Origin of the sequence: Streptomyces sp. NPDC059454 (assembly GCF_042749965.1) — a bacterium.
Taxonomy (GTDB): Bacteria; Actinomycetota; Actinomycetes; order Streptomycetales; family Streptomycetaceae; genus Streptomyces.
In genome coordinates, this window is the sequence record NZ_JBHYVC010000022.1 from 96,051 (window position 1) to 113,771 (window position 17,721).

The window sequence follows — 17,721 nt, forward strand, 5'->3', positions numbered from 1 at the left end:
GCTCCCCCACCGCCCGAAGGGCGCGGGCCGTACCACCGGCCGCGTTGCCGCCACTCGCCGGCTCCCCACGCCCGGTTTCGCCCGAGCGGTGGGCTCTCTGGGCGGGGCCACCCCGTCGCCCCCGCTCACCCGGGCCGCAAGGCGCCGCCGTGAGCGGGGGCGGAGACCGGGATCACGTCCTTCGTATGGACGCACCGTGACGGGAGTGGAAAGCTCGAAGGACCGCGGGCGTCGCCGGAGCCGCACCGCACGCGGATTCCGCGGGTCCGCGCCCACAGTGACCTCACCGTGCACGGGAGGCAGGATCATGGGCGACAAGGCGCACACACACCCCGGAGCCGCCGGCAGGGCGCAGGCGGCCGACCACCCCACGTCCGTACGGAATGTGGTGCTGGTCGGCCACTCCGGATCGGGCAAGACGACTCTGGTGGAGGCTCTCGCACTGACCGCGGGGGCGGTGAACCGGGCGGGCCGGGTGGAGGACGGCGGCACCGTCTCCGACTACGACGACATCGAGCACCGGCAGCAGCGCTCCGTACAGCTCTCCCTGGTGCCCCTCGAATGGGACGGCATCAAGGTCAACCTTCTGGACACCCCCGGATACGCCGACTTCGTCGGGGAACTCAGGGCCGGTCTGCGGGCGGCGGACGCGGCCCTCTTCGTCGTCTCGGCCTCGGACGGCGTGGACGGCTCGACCCGCATGGTGTGGGACGAGTGCGCGGCGGTCGGTATGCCGCGCGCCATCGTCGTCACGCACCTGGAGGCGGCCCGCGCGGACTTCGGGGAGATGACCCGCGTCTGCGCGGAGACGTTCGGCGGCGACGACCCCGACGCCGTGCTGCCGCTGTACCTGCCGCTGCACGGCCCGGAGGGACCCGACGGGCACGCGCCCGTGACGGGTCTGACCGGACTGCTGTCGCAGAAGCTGTTCGACTACTCCACCGGCGAGCGCAAGGAGTCCGAGCCCGGCGAGGACCAGCTGCCGCTGATGGAGGAGGCCCGCGGCCGGCTCATCGAGGGGATCATCGCCGAGAGCGAGGACGAAACCCTCATGGACCGCTATCTCGGCGGCGAGCAGGTCGACGTCAGGACGCTGATCGAGGACCTGGAACGGGCGGTCGCGCGCGGGGTGTTCTTCCCCGTCCTGGCCGCCGCGCCCGCCGCCGACGGCGCCCGTCAGGGACTCGGCACGGTCGAGCTCCTGGAGCTGATCACGCGCGGCTTCCCGACCCCCCTGGAACACGGCGCCCCGCGCGTGACCACCGTCGACGGCAGGCCGCGCGAGCTGAAACCGTGCGACCCGAACGCCCCGCTGGTCGCGGAGGTCGTGAAGACCTCCTCCGACCCGTACGTCGGCCGGCTCTCGCTGATCCGGCTCTTCTCCGGCACCCTGCGCGCCGACCAGACCGTGCATGTCTCCGGCCACGGACTCGCCGACCGCGGTCACGAGGACCACGACGTCGACGAGCGGATCGGCGCCCTGTCCACGCCGTTCGGCAAACAGCAGCGGCCGGTGTCGCACGTCATCGCGGGCGATCTCGCGTGCGTGGCGAAGCTCGGCCGTGCGGAGACCGGGGACACCCTGTCCGCCAAGGACGACCCGCTGCTCATGGAGCCGTGGGACATGCCCGATCCGCTGCTGCCGCTGGCCATCCAGGCGCACAGCAAACCCGACGAGGACAAGCTCTCGCAGGGCCTGTCCCGGCTCGTGGCCGAGGACCCGACGATGCGGCTGGAACAGAACCAGGACACCCACCAGGTGGTGCTGTGGTGCCTGGGCGAGGCGCACGCGGACGTGGCCCTGGAACGGCTGCGCAGCCGCTACGGCGTCCAGGTCGACGTCGTACCGCACCGGGTGTCGCTCAGGGAGACGTTCGGCGGCAGGGCGGCAGGGCGCGGCCGGCACGTCAAACAGTCCGGCGGGCACGGACAGTTCGCCATCTGCGAGATCGAGGTGGAGCCGCTGCCGAACGGCTCGGGCATCGAGTTCGTCGACAAGGTGGTCGGCGGCGCGGTGCCGCGCCAGTTCATCCCCTCCGTCGAGAAGGGCGTACGGGCCCAGGCCGTCAAGGGAGTCGCCACGGGGCATCCGCTGATCGACGTCCGCGTGACACTCATCGACGGCAAGGCGCACTCCGTCGACTCCTCCGACGCCGCGTTCCAGACGGCCGGCGCGCTGGCCCTGCGGGAGGCGGCCGCGGACGCGAAGATCCATCTGCTGGAGCCGGTGGCCGAGGTGAGCGTCCTGGTCGGCGACGACTACGTCGGCCCCGTGATGAGCGACCTGTCCGGCCGGCGCGGCCGGGTGCTCGGCACCGAGCAGTCACCCGGCGGACGCACCCTCGTCAAGGCCGAGGTCCCGGAGATCGAGATCGGCCGGTACGCCGTCGACCTGCGCTCCCTCTCGCACGGCACCGCCCGGTTCAGCCGCCGGTACACGCGGCACGAACCCATGCCGTCGCAGGTGGCGGAACGGGTCAAGGAAGAGGCGCGTACCGCCTCGTAGCCGGTGCCGGGCGCCCCCGGTGGGACCCGGCGGGCGCCCGCGTACGCACCTCGCACCGGGGCGACTTCGGAATGCTTCACTCCGTGGTGGCGGACGGCTTCGGCCGTCCACCGACGGACGGCAGCGGGTACGGATACGCTGAAGACCTGATCAACAGGTGTGCGCAGCAAGGAAGTCGGGAAGGCCGCAAGACGACAGTCGCGGCGATCGGGGGCGGGAATGACCGTTGAGAGCGGTTACGCGGATTTCTTCGGTCCGCAGGTGCCGCGCACGGGCGACGAGGGGCAGACGCCGACGTTCGCGCTGGCCTCGGCGGCCTATCGGGACAACGAGGCCGAGGAGATACTCAAGGCCAACAACGAGTGGCACACATCAGCCGTCAGCAAGCCCAGGGTGAAGCTGTTCCGGCCGAATCTGGGCGAGGCGTTCTCCAGGGCGGTCATCGACCGGATGCTCGGCTCCGGCCGCGCGCCGCTCATCCAGTCCTTCGGCACCCAGCCCCAGGTGGTGGTCGAGCACTCGCTGGCGGCGCACCGCATCCGCCGCGAGCGGGACAACTGGCTGAGCGCCGTCATGGTCCTGTGCGGGCTGCTCTTCCTGCCCGGTCTGCTCGTGTGGCTGCTGGTCTTCCAGATCCGTACGACGATGGCCAGGCGGGAGGACAAGCGGGCCGGCGCGCTGGCCACCACCCTGCTGGTCGCGGTGGGCGCCCTCGCCGTGCTGTTCCTGCTCCGCATGCCGTTCGACGGGTTCTGGGGCTGGTACGCGCGCGCGTCGGTGGTCGCCCCGGTGCTGGGCTGGTTCTGGGCCAAGCGGATCTGCGAGCGCACGGCGAAGGACCTGCGCGAGCGCTGGGACAGCCTGCTCTCCGGCAGCAGCGTCGGCGCCAAGGTGCCCGAGGCGGTGCCGAGCAGCCCCGGCGAGACGGCGGCCGAGCAACTGCGCCAGTCCCTGGCCCGGCTCAGCGCCGAGCAGCAGTCCAACTCCGTCTTCTACGCCGGACCCAAGGGCATACTCGGCATGGGCACCCGCTGGGGCAGCTGGCAGCTCGCCGAGGACCTGGTGCCCGTCGACCCGGACCGGGAGATCAACCCGTTCCGCAGCTGGGACGTCATCAGGGCCATCCACGACCGGCTGCGGATGCTGGAGCGCGGGCCACTGCACACCGGGGGCTTCCCCAAGCCGTCGGTACGGCACTGGATCGTCACACCGATCGGGGAGAACGCCACGTCGGTGTCCCGGCCGGAGGGCACGGACGTCGAGGCGTACCAGATCAAGTCGCACGCCATCCAGGACATCTGCAACAAGCAGCAGTTCGGTGCCGGTGACCGGCACTACCTGGGCGTGCAGTGGACGCTGTGGGACGGCCAGCTGGTGATCACCATGCTGATCACCGTGACCGTGCTGCACGAGACGCTGCGCATCGAGGTCACCGGGCATGCGCTGGGGCCGGTGCACTCGCTGTTCACCAGCAAGCCGGCGGCCAAGGAGAAGGAGGTCCAGAAGTCGATCAGGTTCTGGGAGACCCGGAAGGTGAAGCTCCCGCTGGTCGACTCGGACGAGGTGGTGCGCCTGGCCGCCCGGGCCCCGCTGACCTGGTACCCGCCGCTGCTGTACTGGCTGGGCGGCAAGCTGAGCCTGCCGGAGCCGTTCGGTCTGCGGCACGCGTGGGCGGACAAGCCGTGGCGGCACCGGTTCATGGCGGACGACGCGCTGCGGGCGGCGACCCCGGTGCTGCGGGTGGTGCACACGGCGGCGATCAAGGTGCTGGAGGAGAACGGCGTGGACACCACGAAGTTCGGTGCGCGGTCGTCGTCCCTCAGCGCCGCGGTGCAGGAGGCCGCGCCCAAGAAGGCCGACGTGTACGACGCGTAAGCGTCACGTACGGCGGGTTGCGGCCGGGCGGGGGTGAGCGGGGCGGCTCGGCGCCGGCGAGGTGCCGCCGCGCCCACCCGTGCCGCCCTGGGGGTACCTCCCAGGCCCTTGAGGCACTGGGGGAGGCACGACTGCCCGCGGTTACGTCGGCCAGGCCTCCGCGAGCATCTTCCTCGTGTCGGCCAGCAGCTGCGGCAGCACTCTCGTGTGGCCGATCACAGGCAGAAAATTGGTGTCGCCACCCCAGCGGGGCACGATGTGCTGGTGAAGATGGGCGGCGATGCCCGCGCCGGCCACCGTGCCCTGGTTCATGCCGAGGTTGAAGCCGTGCGCGCCGGACGCGGTACGCAGGGCCGTCATCGCCTGTTTGGTCAGCTCGGCCAGCTCGGCCGTCTCCGCGTCGGTGAGATCCGTGTAGTCGGCGACATGCCGGTAGGGCACAGTCATCAGGTGGCCGCCGTTGTAGGGGTAAAGATTGAGCACCGCGTACACCTGCTCGCCCCGCTTGATGATCAGACCGTCTTCGTCGGACTTGGCCGGGAGGGAGCAAAACGGGCAGCCCTCGCCGGCATCGGGGCTGCTCGGCTTGTTCTCACCCTGGATGTAGGCCATCCGGTGAGGCGTCCAAAGACGCTGGAACGCGTCGGGCGTTCCCACTCCCCACTGCTGCTCCGGCTCACTCGTCATGAGATGCAGCATATGGCGTCGGTTCCGCGCGTATGGAAAGGCCCCCGGGACATTCCCCTCCCGGGGGCCGATCCCCGCGCATGCGGGGAGCAACAGCACCTGCGTGTGTCCGACAACGGGTATGAACGGACCATCCCCGCGGAACCATCCCCGCGCTGGCGGGGAGAGCGTCAGACCTGAACCCGGCGCTCCACCACATCAACGAGCTTCGCCAGCGCCTGGTCACGCGGGATGCCGTTCTCCTGCGAACCGTCGCGGTAGCGGAACGACACCGTGCCCGCGTGCATGTCCTCGTCACCGACGATGATCATGAACGGGACCTTCTGCTTCTGCTGCGTGCGGATCTTCTTCTGCATCCGGTCCGAGGAGGAGTCCACCTCGACACGCAGCCCCTTCCGCCGTGCCTCGCCCGCGAACTCCTCCAGGTACTGCACGTGAGCGTCACCCACCGGGATACCCACCGCCTGGACCGGGGCGAGCCATGCCGGGAACGCGCCCGCGTAGTGCTCCAGGAGCACGGCGAAGAACCGCTCGATCGAGCCGAAGAGCGCGCGGTGGATCATGACCGGGCGGGTCTTGGAGCCGTCCGCGGCGGTGTACTCCAGGTCGAAGCGCTCCGGCAGGTTGAAGTCGAGCTGGATGGTCGACATCTGCCAGGTGCGTCCGATGGCGTCCTTGGTCTGGACGGAGATCTTCGGGCCGTAGAACGCGGCGCCGCCCGGGTCCGGGACCAGGGGCAGACCCTGCTTCTCGGCGACCTGGCGCAGCGTCTCGGTGGCCTCTTCCCACGCCTCGTCGGAGCCGACGAACTTCTCCGGGTCCTTGGTGGACAGCTCCAGGTAGAAGTCGGTCAGACCGTAGTCCCGCAGCAGGTTCAGGACGAAGGTGAGCGTCTTGTCGAGCTCCTCCGACATCTGCTCGCGGGTGCAGTAGATGTGCGCGTCGTCCTGGGTGAAGCCGCGGGCCCGGGTCAGGCCGTGCACGACGCCCGACTTCTCGTACCGGTACACGGTGCCGAACTCGAACAACCTCAGGGGCAGTTCGCGGTAGGACCGTCCCCGCGCGTCGAAGATCAGGTTGTGCATCGGGCAGTTCATGGGCTTGAGGTAGTAGTCCACGCCCTCGTCGAGCTGCATGGGCGGGTACATGCCGTCGGCGTACCAGTCCAGGTGGCCCGAGGTCTCGAAGAGCTTCCCCTTCGTCGCGTGCGGGGTGTAGACGAACTCGTAGCCCTCCTCCTCGTGGCGGCGCCGCGAGTAGTCCTCCATGACCCGGCGGATGATGCCGCCCTTGGGGTGGAAGACGGCGAGGCCGGAGCCGATCTGCTCCGGGATGGAGAACAGGTCCAGCTCGCTGCCGAGCTTGCGGTGGTCGCGCTTCTCGGCCTCGGCGAGGAACTCCAGGTGCGCCTTCAGCTCCTCCTTGGAGGGCCAGGCGGTGCCGTAGATGCGCTGGAGCTGCTTGTTCTTCTCGCTGCCGCGCCAGTACGCCGACGCGTTGCGCATCAGCTTGAAGGCCGGGATGTTCCGGGTGGTGGGCAGGTGGGGGCCTCGGCAGAGGTCCTTCCAGCACAGGTCACCGGTCTTGGCGTCCAGGTTGTCGTAGATCGTCAGCTCGCCGGCGCCGACCTCGACGTCCGCGCCGTCGTCGTGCGAGGCGGAACCCTTGAGGCCGATCAGTTCCAGCTTGTACGGCTCGTCGGCGAGCTCCTCGCGGGCGGCCTCGTCGGTCACCACGCGGCGGGAGAAGCGCTGGCCGCGCTTCTGGATCTCCTGCATCTTCTTCTCGATGGCCTTGAGATCCTCGGGCGTGAACGGCTTCTCCACGTCGAAGTCGTAGTAGAAGCCGTCCCGCACCGGCGGGCCGATGCCCAGCTTGGCCTCGGGGAACAGCTCCTGCACGGCCTGGGCCATGACGTGGGCGGTGGAGTGACGCAGGATGTTCAGGCCGTCCTCGGAGGAGATCTCCACTCCCTCGACGGTCTCGCCGTCCTGGACCTCGTGGGCGAGGTCCTTGAGCTCACCGGACACGCGGGCGGCGACGATCGAGCGCTCGCCGGCGAAGAGCTCGGCGGCCGTAGTGCCCGTCGTCACCACGCGTTCTTCCCGCTCGGAATCCCGCTGGATGATCACACGGACGTCTGACACCGGTCTCTCCTGACTGAAGGCTGTGGTCGCGGCGCCATACCGGAGCGCACGCATGGGTGCGATCGTACCGACCCGGGCCCGCCGACCGCGAAATCATTCCCCGCAGTCCGGCCCGCAGGCCTCCCCGAAGAAGGCCGCGGTCTCGGCGTTCGCCTGGAGCGCCTTCATCAGCCGGTCCCGTTCGGCCTCCTCGACCTGCACCGGCGCCAGCTCGTCGACGTCGGTGAGCCGGCGGAAGCCGCCGCGGCTCTCCAGCCGCCCGCGCACCCGCACCGGCAGTCCGACGAGATGGGCGTGTCCGGCGATGCGGTAGTCCTCCTCGCCGAGTGCGAACCGGACGTGGCCGACCTCGGCCCCGGCGAGCACCCGCAGCCGGACGGTGCCCTCACCACGCGGCCCCGGCCTGTGCATCCGCACCACCGTGCCGGTGATCCGCACCGTGACGGACGGCTCCGCACGCCGGTAGCGCAGGCCGGCCTCGAGCAGGACGGGCAGGTCGCCGGGTGAGAACTCGACGGGTTCCGCGGCGGCGGCGCAGCCTTCGGGCACACCGGCCGCCGGCGCCCAGGCCACGGCGATCCGGGCGCCCTCCGTGCCCCGGACCAGGGCGACGAGGGCCTCGGTGAGTTCATGGCTGACGCCGGACGTGACCGCGGTGTCGAAGGCGTCCATGCCGCCGGTGGCCCGGCGGTAGTCGATGGCCTCGCGGGCGGCGTGCAGGGCGTGGTGGAGGCGTACGGCGAGGGAGCGGCCGGTGGTGACGGGGGCGAACGCGGTCAGCCGGCGTCCGCCGGGTGCGGGTCCGACGAGGACGGTGTCCAGGGCGGCGGCGGCCGTGCGGCGGTGCCGGGCGCCGTGGAAGCCGGCTCGGGCACGGGTGGCGAGGGCGGCGGCGAGCAGGGTCCGGCGGGCGGCGGAGCGCAGCTGTTCCTCCGTGGTCCAGGCGGTGGCGCCGCCGGGTCCTGCCGGTATGCCGCGCCACCACTGGATCTCGTCGCTGGGTACGGCGAGGGCGAGCAGGATCTCACGGGCGGAGGGCGCGGCGCTGCGGGACAGGGCGAGCAGGACCTCGGTGAGCAGGTCCTCGCTGTCGGGGAAGGCGCGGCTCACCGGTACGAGCAGGCTGGTGCCGGTGCCCGCTCCGGGCGGGGTCCAGCGGCCGTAGCGTCCGGTGGCGCCGCCGCGCCGTTGCCAGCCGTGCCGGTGCAGGAGGGCGGTGAGCACGGCGGGGTCGATCTCGGCGGGCTCGGGCGGCCCGCCGTCGAAGGCGGCGTCGGCGGGGTGGGGGCGTACGGGTCGCAGGGGCTCCCCGGTCGGGCGGTGCGTCACGGTTTTCCTCCCGTCCCGACCCGCGTCATGATCTCGCACAGCGCCCGGTCGTCGAAGATCTGTGAGGTGGGGATCCGTACGGTGGTGCGGTGCCGGCCGGTCACGGGGTGTCCGGCGAGGTTGGTCCAGTAGCAGCAGTGCCGCAGGTCGAGCCGGTCGTGGTCGGCGCGGAGCCAGTCGTCCTGGGAGCGCGGCACGATCATCACGACCAGGATCCTGTGCACCGAGACCGGGGTGCGGGCGAGCTTCTCCAGGTGCGCGTTGTCGAGCGTGAAGGAGAAGGAACGGCCCGGCGGGTTCGGGGGGAGCTGGTAGGTCGCCTTGAGCTGCACCTTGATGGTGACCTCGTCGTCGACGGTGTGGCCGGCGGCGCTGTGGCTGACGTGCCAGTCGATGCCGTTGTCCGGGAAGGGTTGGGACAGTGAGCAGCCCGCGGCGGCCGCGACGGCGTGCAGATGGCCGACCTGCAGTGTCTCCATGCAGGCGGTGGTGGCGAGAGTGCCGCGAGTGGGTGGTGTGCGCTCGGGCAGCAGCCCGCCCCGTTCGGGCTGCGCGATGGCCATGGCCAACAGCCTTCCAGAACAAGGGTTTCCCCGCTGTGGGTCGTTGAACTGCGAAGACCCGTACTCCTGTTGTCTCCTTCCGGCGTACGGCGCAAACAGCCCGGGTATCACCGTTTCGGGCAGCGGACTGTGTGTCGGCTGCCGATGGTGAACGAGGGGTTGTTGGGTATGGCGTGCTGGTACGAAGGGCCGTTGGCCGCTTTCGACACGGAGACGACGGGTGTGGACGTCGAGGCCGACCGGATCGTGTCGGCCGCCCTCGTCGTCCAGGACGCGCCGGGCACCCGGCCGCGGGTGACCCGCTGGCTGGTGAATCCGGGGGTGCCGGTGCCGGCCGGGGCGACGGAGGTGCACGGGCTGACGGACGAGCATCTGCAGCGCGACGGCCGCTGGCCGGCGCCGGTGATGTACGAGATCGCGGAGGCGCTGGCGGAGCAGGCCCGGGTGGGCCGCCCGCTGGTGGTGATGAACGCGCCGTTCGATCTGACGCTGCTGGACCGGGAGTTGCGCCGTCATCGGGCGTCGTCGCTGGGCCGCTGGGTCGAGCGGACGCCGCTGCTGGTGCTGGATCCGCGGGTGCTCGACAAGCACCTGGACCGCTATCGCAAGGGCCGGCGCACGCTGACCGACCTGTGCGCGCACTACGGCGTCGAGCTGGAGGCGGCGCACGACGCGGCGGCGGACGCGGCGGCCGCGCTGGAGGTGAGCCGGGCGGTGGGGCGGCGTTTCGCGTCCCGGCTGGAGCGGCTGTCCCCCGGTGAGCTGCACACCCTGCAGGCGGTGTGGCACGCGGCGCAGGCGCGGGGCCTGCAGGCGTGGTTCGCGCGCACGGGCACGGACGAGGTGGTGGACCCGGCCTGGCCGCTGCGTCCGGATCTGCCGGCGGCGGCGTGAGAGTCGCCCTTGTCCGGGGGTGCAAAAAGCCGGTCCGTCGGGGACGGACCGGCTTTCCCGGTGGGCGATACTGGGTTCGAACCAGTGACCTCTTCGGTGTGAACGAAGCGCTCTCCCACTGAGCTAATCGCCCGGGAACGCACTGAACAATACAGGTCCGGGGACGGTTCCTTCAAACCGCTTCCAGGTGGGCGGCCAGGCCGCGCCGGCCGGCCCGCATCATCAGGGCGTGGTTGACCCGGAGGACGGGCCGTCCCGGCACGGCGAGCAGGCGCAGCAGTGGCTTGCGGACGTGGACCTCCTGCTCGTAGTGGGCGAGACAGCCGTGGGGCCCCAGACGGGTGACGGTCCAGCGGGCCCAGCCGTCGATGTCGCCGGACAGGCCGGCCTCCAGGATTCCGGTCTCCGCGTCGCGCCGGCCCTCCCGCACGGTCGAGGTCAGGTCGTAGGGCAGCAGGGAGCGGATCGTGACGATCCCGCTGGTGTCGTCGAGCCGGGTGACGTCCCGTACCTGGGGCCACCACAGGGGGTAGTCCTCGATCCGCTCCAGGACCCGGTGGACCACCGGGGCGGGCGCGGGCAGGGTCCACAGACTGCGGAAGCGGTAATGGTTCCAGTCCATGGACGCAGTGTGCCCGCCCGCGCCCGTGATGTGCCTACGGCATCCGGTCCCCCAGCAGTGCCAGGTTCTCGATGGCGGCGAGGCCGTAGAGGGCGGTGTCGTTGGTGGACACCCAGGTGGCCTCACTGCCGGCGACCAGCGCCGTCGGGCCGCTCACCTTCTCCGTCTTCCAGGGCGCCGACTCCTTGTAGCCGTCGGAGTTGTAGAACTTGTCCCAGGCCCGCTTCGCCAGCTTCTCGTCGCCGGTCCGCACGGCGGCGTAGGCGTCGAGGCGGGAGTGGCCCTGGAAGAGGATCAGGTTGCCGAAGTGGGAGCCGTAGCGCGCGGCCTGTTCGGTCCTGCTCGCGTTGAAGTAGCGGCAGTAGTCGTAGTAGGCCTCGTTGAACTCCGGCATGTCGACGAGGTCGATCAGCTCGGCGCAGAGTTCGTTCAGGCCGAAGACCGCCGACAGGTGGGAGACGCCCACCACGGGCTCGTCCGCGATCGCGAACCTCCCGGTGTCGAGGTCGTACAGGCCGGTGCCCTGGACGAAGCCGTTGGGCTGGGCGGCGATGGTCTCCATGGTGGACAGGACGCGGGCCCTGGCCTTCTCCCACTTCGGACCCTTGCGTTCCCACTCGGTGAGCCAGGCGGAGACCAGTCCGCTCCAGTCGGTGCCGAAGCCGATCGACAGGGCGTTGCGGTCCGGCGTGTACGGCTCGGTGCGGATCTTGCGGATGGGGTCGAGGACGAGGAAGGTCTCGTCGGAGTCGACGCATGCGCGCATGAGGTCGCCGACGCGTTCGTCGGCGGTGAGGAAGTAGTAGTAGCGGCGGTAGGTGGTGTTGGCGATGCGCTGCTGCTTGGCGCTGTCGGCGAAGTGCTGGACGCCGTGCCGGGTGCCGAGGCCGGCCCACTCGCCGATGTGGTAGACGTCGACCTCGCCGGTGTGGCGGGTCATCGCCTCGGCGAAGCGGAAGATGTCGGCGCGGCCGGAGCGCAGGTACGCGTACCAGAGCCACAGGTCGGGTGAGAGCTCGGAGTTGTCCCAGGCGTAGCCGCCGACGTCGTACCGCCACTGGTGCCGGACGGTGTCGTAGGTGTGCATGATGTCGCCGTAGTCCCAGAAGCCGTACCAGCGGCGCTGCTCCACCTGGTCCTTGTAGTAGGTGAAGAGGAAGTCGAGGTGGTCCTCGATCTTCGCCTTGGCCGGGGTGGAGCGGTCCGGTTCGGCGAACAGGCCCTTGCCGAAGACCCCGGCGGCGATCAGCTGCCCCGGCGGGGCGGCGAGCTGCGGGAGGACGCGGACGGCCTCGACCTGTTCGGCGAGCCTCTCGGCGCTCGGGGTGGACTCGTTGGCCCAGAAGAGGAGTTCGGAGGTGCGGGCGATGCCGTACGGGGTGCCGAACCCGGGCTCGTAGTCCTCGTAGGTGATGTTGAGGCCCTCGAGCTGTTCGGGGAAGGTGTCCTGGCCCATGCCGTCGTGGTAGAAGCGCAGGTCCATGGGCTGGGCCTCGGGTGACCAGAGCCAGAGGGTGACCTCGGCCTCGTCGGTGTGGGCGTCGCGGACGTCGAGCTGGGCGGGGTGCTTCTCCCAGAAGTCGCGCAGGCCGAAGGAGAGGCCGCCGCTGACGCCGCCGACGTAGCCGAAGCCGGAGGCACGGCGGCCACCGCCTGCGCCGATCCAGCCGTAGCCCTTCTTGGTGCGCTTGCGCAGGGTGAAGCCGTCGGCGGAGAGCTGGGAAAGGGTGTAGTCGCCCCATTCGGGGATGTACTGCAGGCGGGTGGTGACGCGTTGGTCCCAGGTGGCGGGGTCGGGGAGCTTCTCGCCGGCGAACTGGGCCGCCTGGACGGCGGCTCCCGGGTCGCGGCGCAGTCCGGTGATGCCCTTGACGGCCTCGCGGAGCAGGCCGGTGCCCTCGCCGCCGAGGCGGATGTGGCGGTCGTAGGACTCGTCGCGCATCGGGACGGTGAAGCGGACGCCGAGGCCCCGGATGAAGTCGCCGCTCGCCTTGCCGGGCTCCTGCTTTCCGTCGTAGGTGATGGTGTGCACCATGCGGAAGGAGTCGGCGCCGGCGTAGAAGTAGAGGCGGACGGAGAAGGGCAGCAGGTTCCGGTGGCCCTTGCGGTGCTTGCCGTCGACGCGGACGACCGCGCGGACGGGGCCGTCCTGTTCGACGGTGACGTCGGTGACGGCGCCCTCGAAGCGTTCGGTCCTGACGGTGGTCTGGTCGCCGTCCTCGTATTCGGGCTGGCGCAGGACGACGAGGCGGCCGTTCCTGGCGATCTCGGTGGAGCCGCGGTGGACCGACTTGACGAGGGTGGCGCCGGACGTGCCGATCCGGGCGGTGATGACGCCGGTGGAGACGTCGATGGTGCCGCCGCGCCTGTCGACGGTGACCTTCTTCTCGGGTGCGGCGGGCGCCCCGGTGGTCAGGGTGAGCTTGCCGGAGCCCGAACTCACCGCGTGCGCGGTCCACTTGAGGGAACCGTCGGGCCAGTAGGCGAGCGGCCAGGACTGGACGGGGACGGACTTCCCGTCGGCGTCGGTCAGCGCGAAGGTCTGGTCCTCCTGGTGGGCGCCCCTGGGCCAGGGCACGCCCACGGTGGAGCCGGGGGCCGCGCCGAGGCCGCCGTCCTCCAGCCAGTCCAGGGTCACCGGGTCCGCGTCGGCGGCCTCCGCGCGGGGCGCGGCGGCGGCGTTCTGCGTTCCCAGGGCCCAGCTGAACTGGGCGGCGGCTCCGGCGACGGCGGCCGCCTTGAGCAGGGATCTGCGGGGGATGGGGGACATGGCCTTTCCTTTCCGTTCCGTTGGCAGGAGGTGCGTCCGGATCCTGCCGGGGTCGCGGGGTCCGGCACGCACATCTGCGAGGCGCCGTCGCCTGAAGCCGGCCTGATCCGAACGACACCCCCTACGTGCAAGGTGGTGTCAAGGGCATGACAGACAGAGGTGCGGCGCCGGAGCACCGACCTCGAAAGAGGGGCACCGCCCGTCAGCGGTGCCGGTACCGCTCCTCCACGGCGACGGCCGCCGCCGCGACGGCCCCCAGGACGGGGACCGCCAGTGGCGGGACGAACCAGGCGGACAGGGCCACGACGGCCAGCCCGCAGACGACCAGGAAGGATCCGGCGGGATCGAGCACGGTCCGCCGCCCGGCATCCGCGAGCAGCGCCCGCCAGGACGCGCCCGGCGTCCAGACGGCGGTCGCCCGCAGCAGGGCCACGGCGGCCCCGATCAGCGCGAAGACGCCGACGGCCCCGACGAGCGGCCCACCGGGAAGTCCGGCCCGGGCGGCGAGGACGTCCACCCCTACCGCGACGGCCACCGCCCACCCGGCGAGCCCGACGGCCCACCCGCCGCGCACGGCCGTACGGAAGTCCAGGGCGAACTCCCGCAGGCCACCGCCCTGGTGGGTGGCACGCCGCCGCAGGTGCCGGGCGCCGGCGGCAAAGGCCGCGGGGTAGGTGACGATGCCGAGGCAGGCCACGGTGATCCACACGCCGGTGAGCAGGCACTCGGCGAAGACCGCGAAGCGCTCGCCGAACACGGACTCCCTGCGCGGGGCGCGGGCCTTCACGCGTGCTTGCGCCATGGTGACCACCTCAGCCCTTCAGTCCGGAGGTCGCCATACCGTCGATGAGATAGCGCTGGAAGGCCATGAAGAAGGCGATGACCGGCACCAGCGCCACCAGCGACATCGCGATCATGCTGCCGTAGTTCGAGACGCCCTCCTGGTCGCGGAACATCATCAGGCCGAGCGAGACGGTGTACTTCTCGGGGGTGTTGAGGTAGATCAGCGGCCCCATGAAGTCGTTCCAGGCGTTGATGAAGGTGAAGATCGCGCTGGTGATGATCGCGGGCCGGCTCAGCGGCAGCACGATCGACCAGTAGGTGCGCAGATGCCCGCAGCCGTCGAGCTTGGCGGCCTCGTCCAGTTCCCTGGGCAGTCCACGCATGAACTGCACCATCAGGAACACGAAGAAGGCCTCCGTGGCCAGGAACTTGCCCGCGACCAGCGGCACCAGGGTGTCGGTGAGCTCCAGGTTGCGGAAGAGCACGTACTGCGGGATGAGCAGCACGTGGTACGGCAGCAGCAGCGTGCCGATCATCAGTGTGAAGAGCAGGTTCCGCCCGGCGAAGCGGATCTTGGCGAAGGCGTACGCGGTCAGCGAGCTGGACAGCACGACACCGACCACGGCGAGGACCGCGTACATCAGCGAGTTCCAGAAGAAGCTGCCGATGGAGATGCCGGAGATGCCGTCGGCGAGCCCGGAGAAGTTCGCCCAGACCGGCTCGGTCGGCAGCAGGTCGAGGCTGGCGATGATGTCCTTGCTCGGCTTGAACGAGGCGCCGACCACCCAGATCACGGGATAGAGGACGACCGCGAGGACGGCGAGCGCGCCCACGTGCCAGGCGATCGATCCGAAGCGCCGCCGCTCGTCCGCGGTGGGCAGGGCGGGGCTGGTGGCACTGGTCACTTGGCGGCCTCCTCGTAGTGCACCCACTTCTTCTGCGACCAGAACAGGACCGCCGTCACGAGCGCCACCGCGATCACCAGCGTCCAGGCCATCGCGGAGGCGAAGCCCATCTGGGCCTCCTTGAAGCCCTTCTGGTAGAGGTAACAGGTGTAGACGAGCGTGGCGTCGGCGGGCCCGCACCGGGTGTCGGAGACGACGTAGGCGGAGCCGAACACCTGGAACGCGTGGATGGACTCCAGCAGCACGTTGAAGAACAGCACCGGGGAGATCATCGGCAGCGTGATGTTCCAGAACCGCCGCAGCGGGCCGGCCCCGTCGACCTCGGCGGCCTCGTACAGCTCCTGCGGTACCTGCTTGAGGCCGGCCAGGAAGATGACCATGGGGGCGCCGAACTGCCAGATGCTCAGGGCCACCAGGGCGTAGATGACGTAGTCCGGGTTGCCGATCCAGCCACCCACGTCGAGACCGAAGATCTTCTGCGTGCGGTCCACGACCGCGTCGTCCGAGAACAGCGCCCGCCACACGAAGCCGACGGAGACGCTGGCACCGATGAGCGAGGGCATGTAGAACGCGGCCCGGTACAGTCCCTGTCCGCGCCGCTTCTGCGCGAGCAGCAGCGCGATGCCGAGTGCGAGCAGCAGCTTCAGGGGGGTCGCCACGACGACGTACTTGAGCGTGACCTCGACCGACTTCTGCCAGCGCGGGTCCTGGAACATCGTCGTGAAGTTGTCCAGCCCCACCCACTGGGGCGGCGTGAACAGGTTGTAGCTGGTGAACGCGTAGTACAGCGACGCGATCATCGGCCCCGCCGTGAGCAGCAGGAACCCCGCGATCCACGGCGACATGAAGAGATAGCCGGCGAGATTCTCGCGGCGCCGCCCGCGCCGCCCGGCGGCGGGAGCGGCGGGCCGCTTCCCGGCCGGGCGCACGGGCGCTTCCTTGACGAGCGTCATGGTGGTACGTCCCCTCAGCCGGCGAACGCGGCCTTGGCCTCGCCGAACAGTGCCTTGGCGGCGTCGGCCGGCTTGGCCTTGCCCTGGGCGACCTCGCCGCCGATGCGCAGGAACGCCGCCTCGATGACGTCGGCGCCGGACGGGTGCGGAGTGATCTTGCCGAGGACGCCGGCCGCGGCCACCTCCTCCTCGTACGCCTTGACGCCCTTGTTGTTCTCGTCGGTGGGCGTGAACGCCTCGTACTGCTCGGTGGTGGCGAGGATGCCTCGGTCGTAGCCCATGATCTTGCCGACCTCGGGGTCGTGGACCATGAAGTCGATGAACTGGGCGACCTCCTTGGGGTGCTTGGTCCCCGAGAAGCCGCTCAGCATCAGCGAACCGAGGTACTGGCCGGTGGCCTTGCCGTCCGTGGTGGGGATCGGCGCGAGCCCGTAGTCCGACTCGCCCTCGCCCTCGTAGCGGATGGAGAAGTTGTCCCAGGTGAACTCGGACGCCGCGAGGCCCGCCGAGAGCGCCGACAAGGGCTTGACCTGCTCGACCTTCTTCGGGTCGGCGACGAGCCCGGACCGCACGCGCTTGTAGCCGTCCTCCCACCACTGCGTCAGATCGTCCTCGGTGAAGCCGAGATCGGTGTCCGTGAAGAAGGCCTTGCCGTTCTGGCGCAGGTAGAGGTCGTAGAGGTACATGATGCTGAAGTAGCCGGTGTCACCGGCGATCTTCAGCTTGTCCTGGATCGTCTGCAGCGCGTCGAAGTACTCGTCCCAGGTCCAGCCGAACTTCGCCTCCACGCCGGCCTTCTCGAAGGCCTTGAGGTCGATGACGAGCGACATGGTGTTGGCGCCGACGGGGACGGCGATCTGCTTGCCGTCGACCTGACCGTTCGCCAGAACGCCGTTGCGGAAGTTGTCCAGGCTCAGGTTCCCGGCGTCCGCCTGCGACTTGAGATCCAGCAGAACACCGCGCTTGTCGTACTTGCGCAGGAAACCGACCGCGTTCTGGAAAACGTCCGGCGGATTCCCGCCGGAGGCCTGGGTCTGGAACTTCTCCCAGAACGCCTCGTAGTCGGTGAATTCAGGCTTGATCTTGATCTTCGGGAACTTCTTCTCGAAGAGCGCGATCGTCTTCTTGATGGCGATGGTGCGCGGTTCGCCACCCCACCACGCGTAGCGGAGCGTCACCGTCCCGTCTCCGGAACCGCTGCCGCCGCCACACGCGGTGGCCGTCGCACCCAGCCCCGCGACGGCCAGCGAGGCCCCCGCCGCTTTGAGGATCGTCCGCCTCTCCACATTCCCACCCTGCTGCATATGAGCCTCCCCAGCGACGTTCGCTTCCGCCTCATGAATCGTTTCAAGTAAGCGCTTGCTGGCACAAGTTACGGAGGGCCTACGGGCACGTCAATGATTCGGACAGGAATTCATGGGCGCCGCGAACCGGCACCGGTGGCGGCCACCTCGCCCGCAGGGCCGCGTCCGGCCGCAAACGCCCAGGTAGACGCCTCGGGGCCGACCGACCGAACACCGCGGGGCCGGCGGGGACGAGCGCGACGGAAGGTCACGGTTGAATGAAGGCGACCGGAAGCGGAACGCCTCGGACACACGGGAGAAGCCCTCGCCCGGCGACACCCCGCCGCGGACGCACCACGCCGACCGCATACGACAAGGCGGCCCGGCTCACCACTGGTGAGCCG

At 70.3% G+C, this 17,721-nt stretch carries 13 protein-coding genes and 1 tRNA gene; 3 read left to right on the forward strand and 11 right to left on the reverse strand.

What is annotated here, in order from left to right:
* Positions 1–307: 307 nt before the first annotated feature.
* Together ACFXAE_RS17755 and ACFXAE_RS17760 are read left to right on the forward strand one after the other, a co-directional pair.
* Positions 308–2,506 (forward strand): elongation factor G-like protein EF-G2, encoded by a 2,199-nt coding sequence (locus ACFXAE_RS17755; protein WP_384715069.1) that lies wholly within the window; start codon positions 308–310, stop codon positions 2,504–2,506.
* A gap of 219 nt (positions 2,507–2,725) precedes the next feature.
* Positions 2,726–4,381: a hypothetical protein gene (locus ACFXAE_RS17760; protein ID WP_384715072.1), complete on the forward strand. Its 1,656-nt coding sequence runs from the start codon at positions 2,726–2,728 to the stop codon at positions 4,379–4,381.
* Positions 4,382–4,522: 141 nt separating this feature from the next.
* On the opposite strand, the gene ACFXAE_RS17765 is transcribed toward ACFXAE_RS17760, so the two are convergent.
* From ACFXAE_RS17765 to ACFXAE_RS17780, 4 genes are all read right to left on the reverse strand, one after another.
* Positions 4,523–5,068: an HIT family protein gene (locus ACFXAE_RS17765; RefSeq protein ID WP_384715075.1), complete on the reverse strand. Its 546-nt coding sequence runs from the start codon at positions 5,066–5,068 to the stop codon at positions 4,523–4,525.
* 170 nt (positions 5,069–5,238) lie between these two features.
* Complete coding sequence (gene thrS / locus ACFXAE_RS17770) at positions 5,239–7,215, reverse strand: threonine--tRNA ligase (RefSeq protein ID WP_384715078.1); 1,977 nt, start codon at positions 7,213–7,215, stop codon at positions 5,239–5,241.
* Between the two features lie 93 nt (positions 7,216–7,308).
* Entirely contained in the window at positions 7,309–8,544 is a 1,236-nt protein-coding gene (locus ACFXAE_RS17775) for a hypothetical protein (protein WP_384715081.1), read from the reverse strand.
* On the reverse strand, positions 8,541–9,107 hold the full coding sequence (locus ACFXAE_RS17780; protein ID WP_384715084.1) for a DUF4365 domain-containing protein: 567 nt from the start codon (positions 9,105–9,107) through the stop codon (positions 8,541–8,543). The genes ACFXAE_RS17775 and ACFXAE_RS17780 overlap by 4 nt, the downstream gene beginning before the upstream one ends.
* A 168-nt stretch (positions 9,108–9,275) precedes the next feature.
* Here ACFXAE_RS17780 and ACFXAE_RS17785 point away from each other — a divergent pair, with 168 nt between their 5' ends.
* Positions 9,276–10,001, forward strand: a complete 726-nt coding sequence (locus ACFXAE_RS17785) for a 3'-5' exonuclease (RefSeq protein ID WP_384715087.1) — start codon at positions 9,276–9,278, stop codon at positions 9,999–10,001.
* A gap of 61 nt (positions 10,002–10,062) precedes the next feature.
* Here the strand turns inward: ACFXAE_RS17785 and ACFXAE_RS17790 are convergent.
* The 7 genes from ACFXAE_RS17790 to ACFXAE_RS17820 all read right to left on the reverse strand — a co-directional run bounded on the left by ACFXAE_RS17790 (position 10,063) and on the right by ACFXAE_RS17820 (position 17,338).
* Positions 10,063–10,134 (reverse strand) — tRNA-Val (locus ACFXAE_RS17790).
* Positions 10,135–10,173: 39 nt separating this feature from the next.
* Positions 10,174–10,623, reverse strand: a complete 450-nt coding sequence (locus ACFXAE_RS17795) for an SRPBCC family protein (protein WP_384715089.1) — start codon at positions 10,621–10,623, stop codon at positions 10,174–10,176.
* Between the two features lie 34 nt (positions 10,624–10,657).
* Complete coding sequence (locus ACFXAE_RS17800; RefSeq protein ID WP_384715093.1) at positions 10,658–13,393, reverse strand: Tat pathway signal sequence domain protein; 2,736 nt, start codon at positions 13,391–13,393, stop codon at positions 10,658–10,660.
* Positions 13,394–13,595: 202 nt separating this feature from the next.
* A complete protein-coding gene (locus ACFXAE_RS17805) occupies positions 13,596–14,195 on the reverse strand; it encodes a hypothetical protein (RefSeq protein WP_384715095.1) in 600 nt (199 codons plus the stop codon).
* Between the two features lie 10 nt (positions 14,196–14,205).
* Positions 14,206–15,081, reverse strand: a complete 876-nt coding sequence (locus ACFXAE_RS17810) for a carbohydrate ABC transporter permease (protein WP_384715098.1) — start codon at positions 15,079–15,081, stop codon at positions 14,206–14,208.
* Complete coding sequence (locus ACFXAE_RS17815) at positions 15,078–16,034, reverse strand: carbohydrate ABC transporter permease (protein ID WP_384715101.1); 957 nt, start codon at positions 16,032–16,034, stop codon at positions 15,078–15,080. The genes ACFXAE_RS17810 and ACFXAE_RS17815 overlap by 4 nt, the downstream gene beginning before the upstream one ends.
* A gap of 14 nt (positions 16,035–16,048) precedes the next feature.
* Positions 16,049–17,338 (reverse strand): ABC transporter substrate-binding protein, encoded by a 1,290-nt coding sequence (locus ACFXAE_RS17820; protein ID WP_384715104.1) that lies wholly within the window; start codon positions 17,336–17,338, stop codon positions 16,049–16,051.
* Between the last annotated feature and the right edge of the window lie 383 nt (positions 17,339–17,721).

Bases quoted from the DNA above. Each gene is read 5' to 3' on its own strand.
- ACFXAE_RS17755 (WP_384715069.1), top strand. From the start codon at position 308: ATGGGCGACAAGGCGCACACACACCCCGGAGCCGCCGGCAGGGCGCAG.
- ACFXAE_RS17760 (WP_384715072.1), top strand. From the start codon at position 2,726: ATGACCGTTGAGAGCGGTTACGCGGATTTCTTCGGTCCGCAGGTGCCG.
- ACFXAE_RS17765 (WP_384715075.1), bottom strand. From the start codon at position 5,068: ATGACGAGTGAGCCGGAGCAGCAGTGGGGAGTGGGAACGCCCGACGCG.
- ACFXAE_RS17780 (WP_384715084.1), bottom strand. From the start codon at position 9,107: ATGGCCATCGCGCAGCCCGAACGGGGCGGGCTGCTGCCCGAGCGCACA.
- ACFXAE_RS17785 (WP_384715087.1), top strand. From the start codon at position 9,276: ATGGCGTGCTGGTACGAAGGGCCGTTGGCCGCTTTCGACACGGAGACG.
- ACFXAE_RS17795 (WP_384715089.1), bottom strand. From the start codon at position 10,623: ATGGACTGGAACCATTACCGCTTCCGCAGTCTGTGGACCCTGCCCGCG.
- ACFXAE_RS17800 (WP_384715093.1), bottom strand. From the start codon at position 13,393: ATGTCCCCCATCCCCCGCAGATCCCTGCTCAAGGCGGCCGCCGTCGCC.
- ACFXAE_RS17805 (WP_384715095.1), bottom strand. From the start codon at position 14,195: ATGGCGCAAGCACGCGTGAAGGCCCGCGCCCCGCGCAGGGAGTCCGTG.
- ACFXAE_RS17815 (WP_384715101.1), bottom strand. From the start codon at position 16,034: ATGACGCTCGTCAAGGAAGCGCCCGTGCGCCCGGCCGGGAAGCGGCCC.
- ACFXAE_RS17820 (WP_384715104.1), bottom strand. From the start codon at position 17,338: ATGCAGCAGGGTGGGAATGTGGAGAGGCGGACGATCCTCAAAGCGGCG.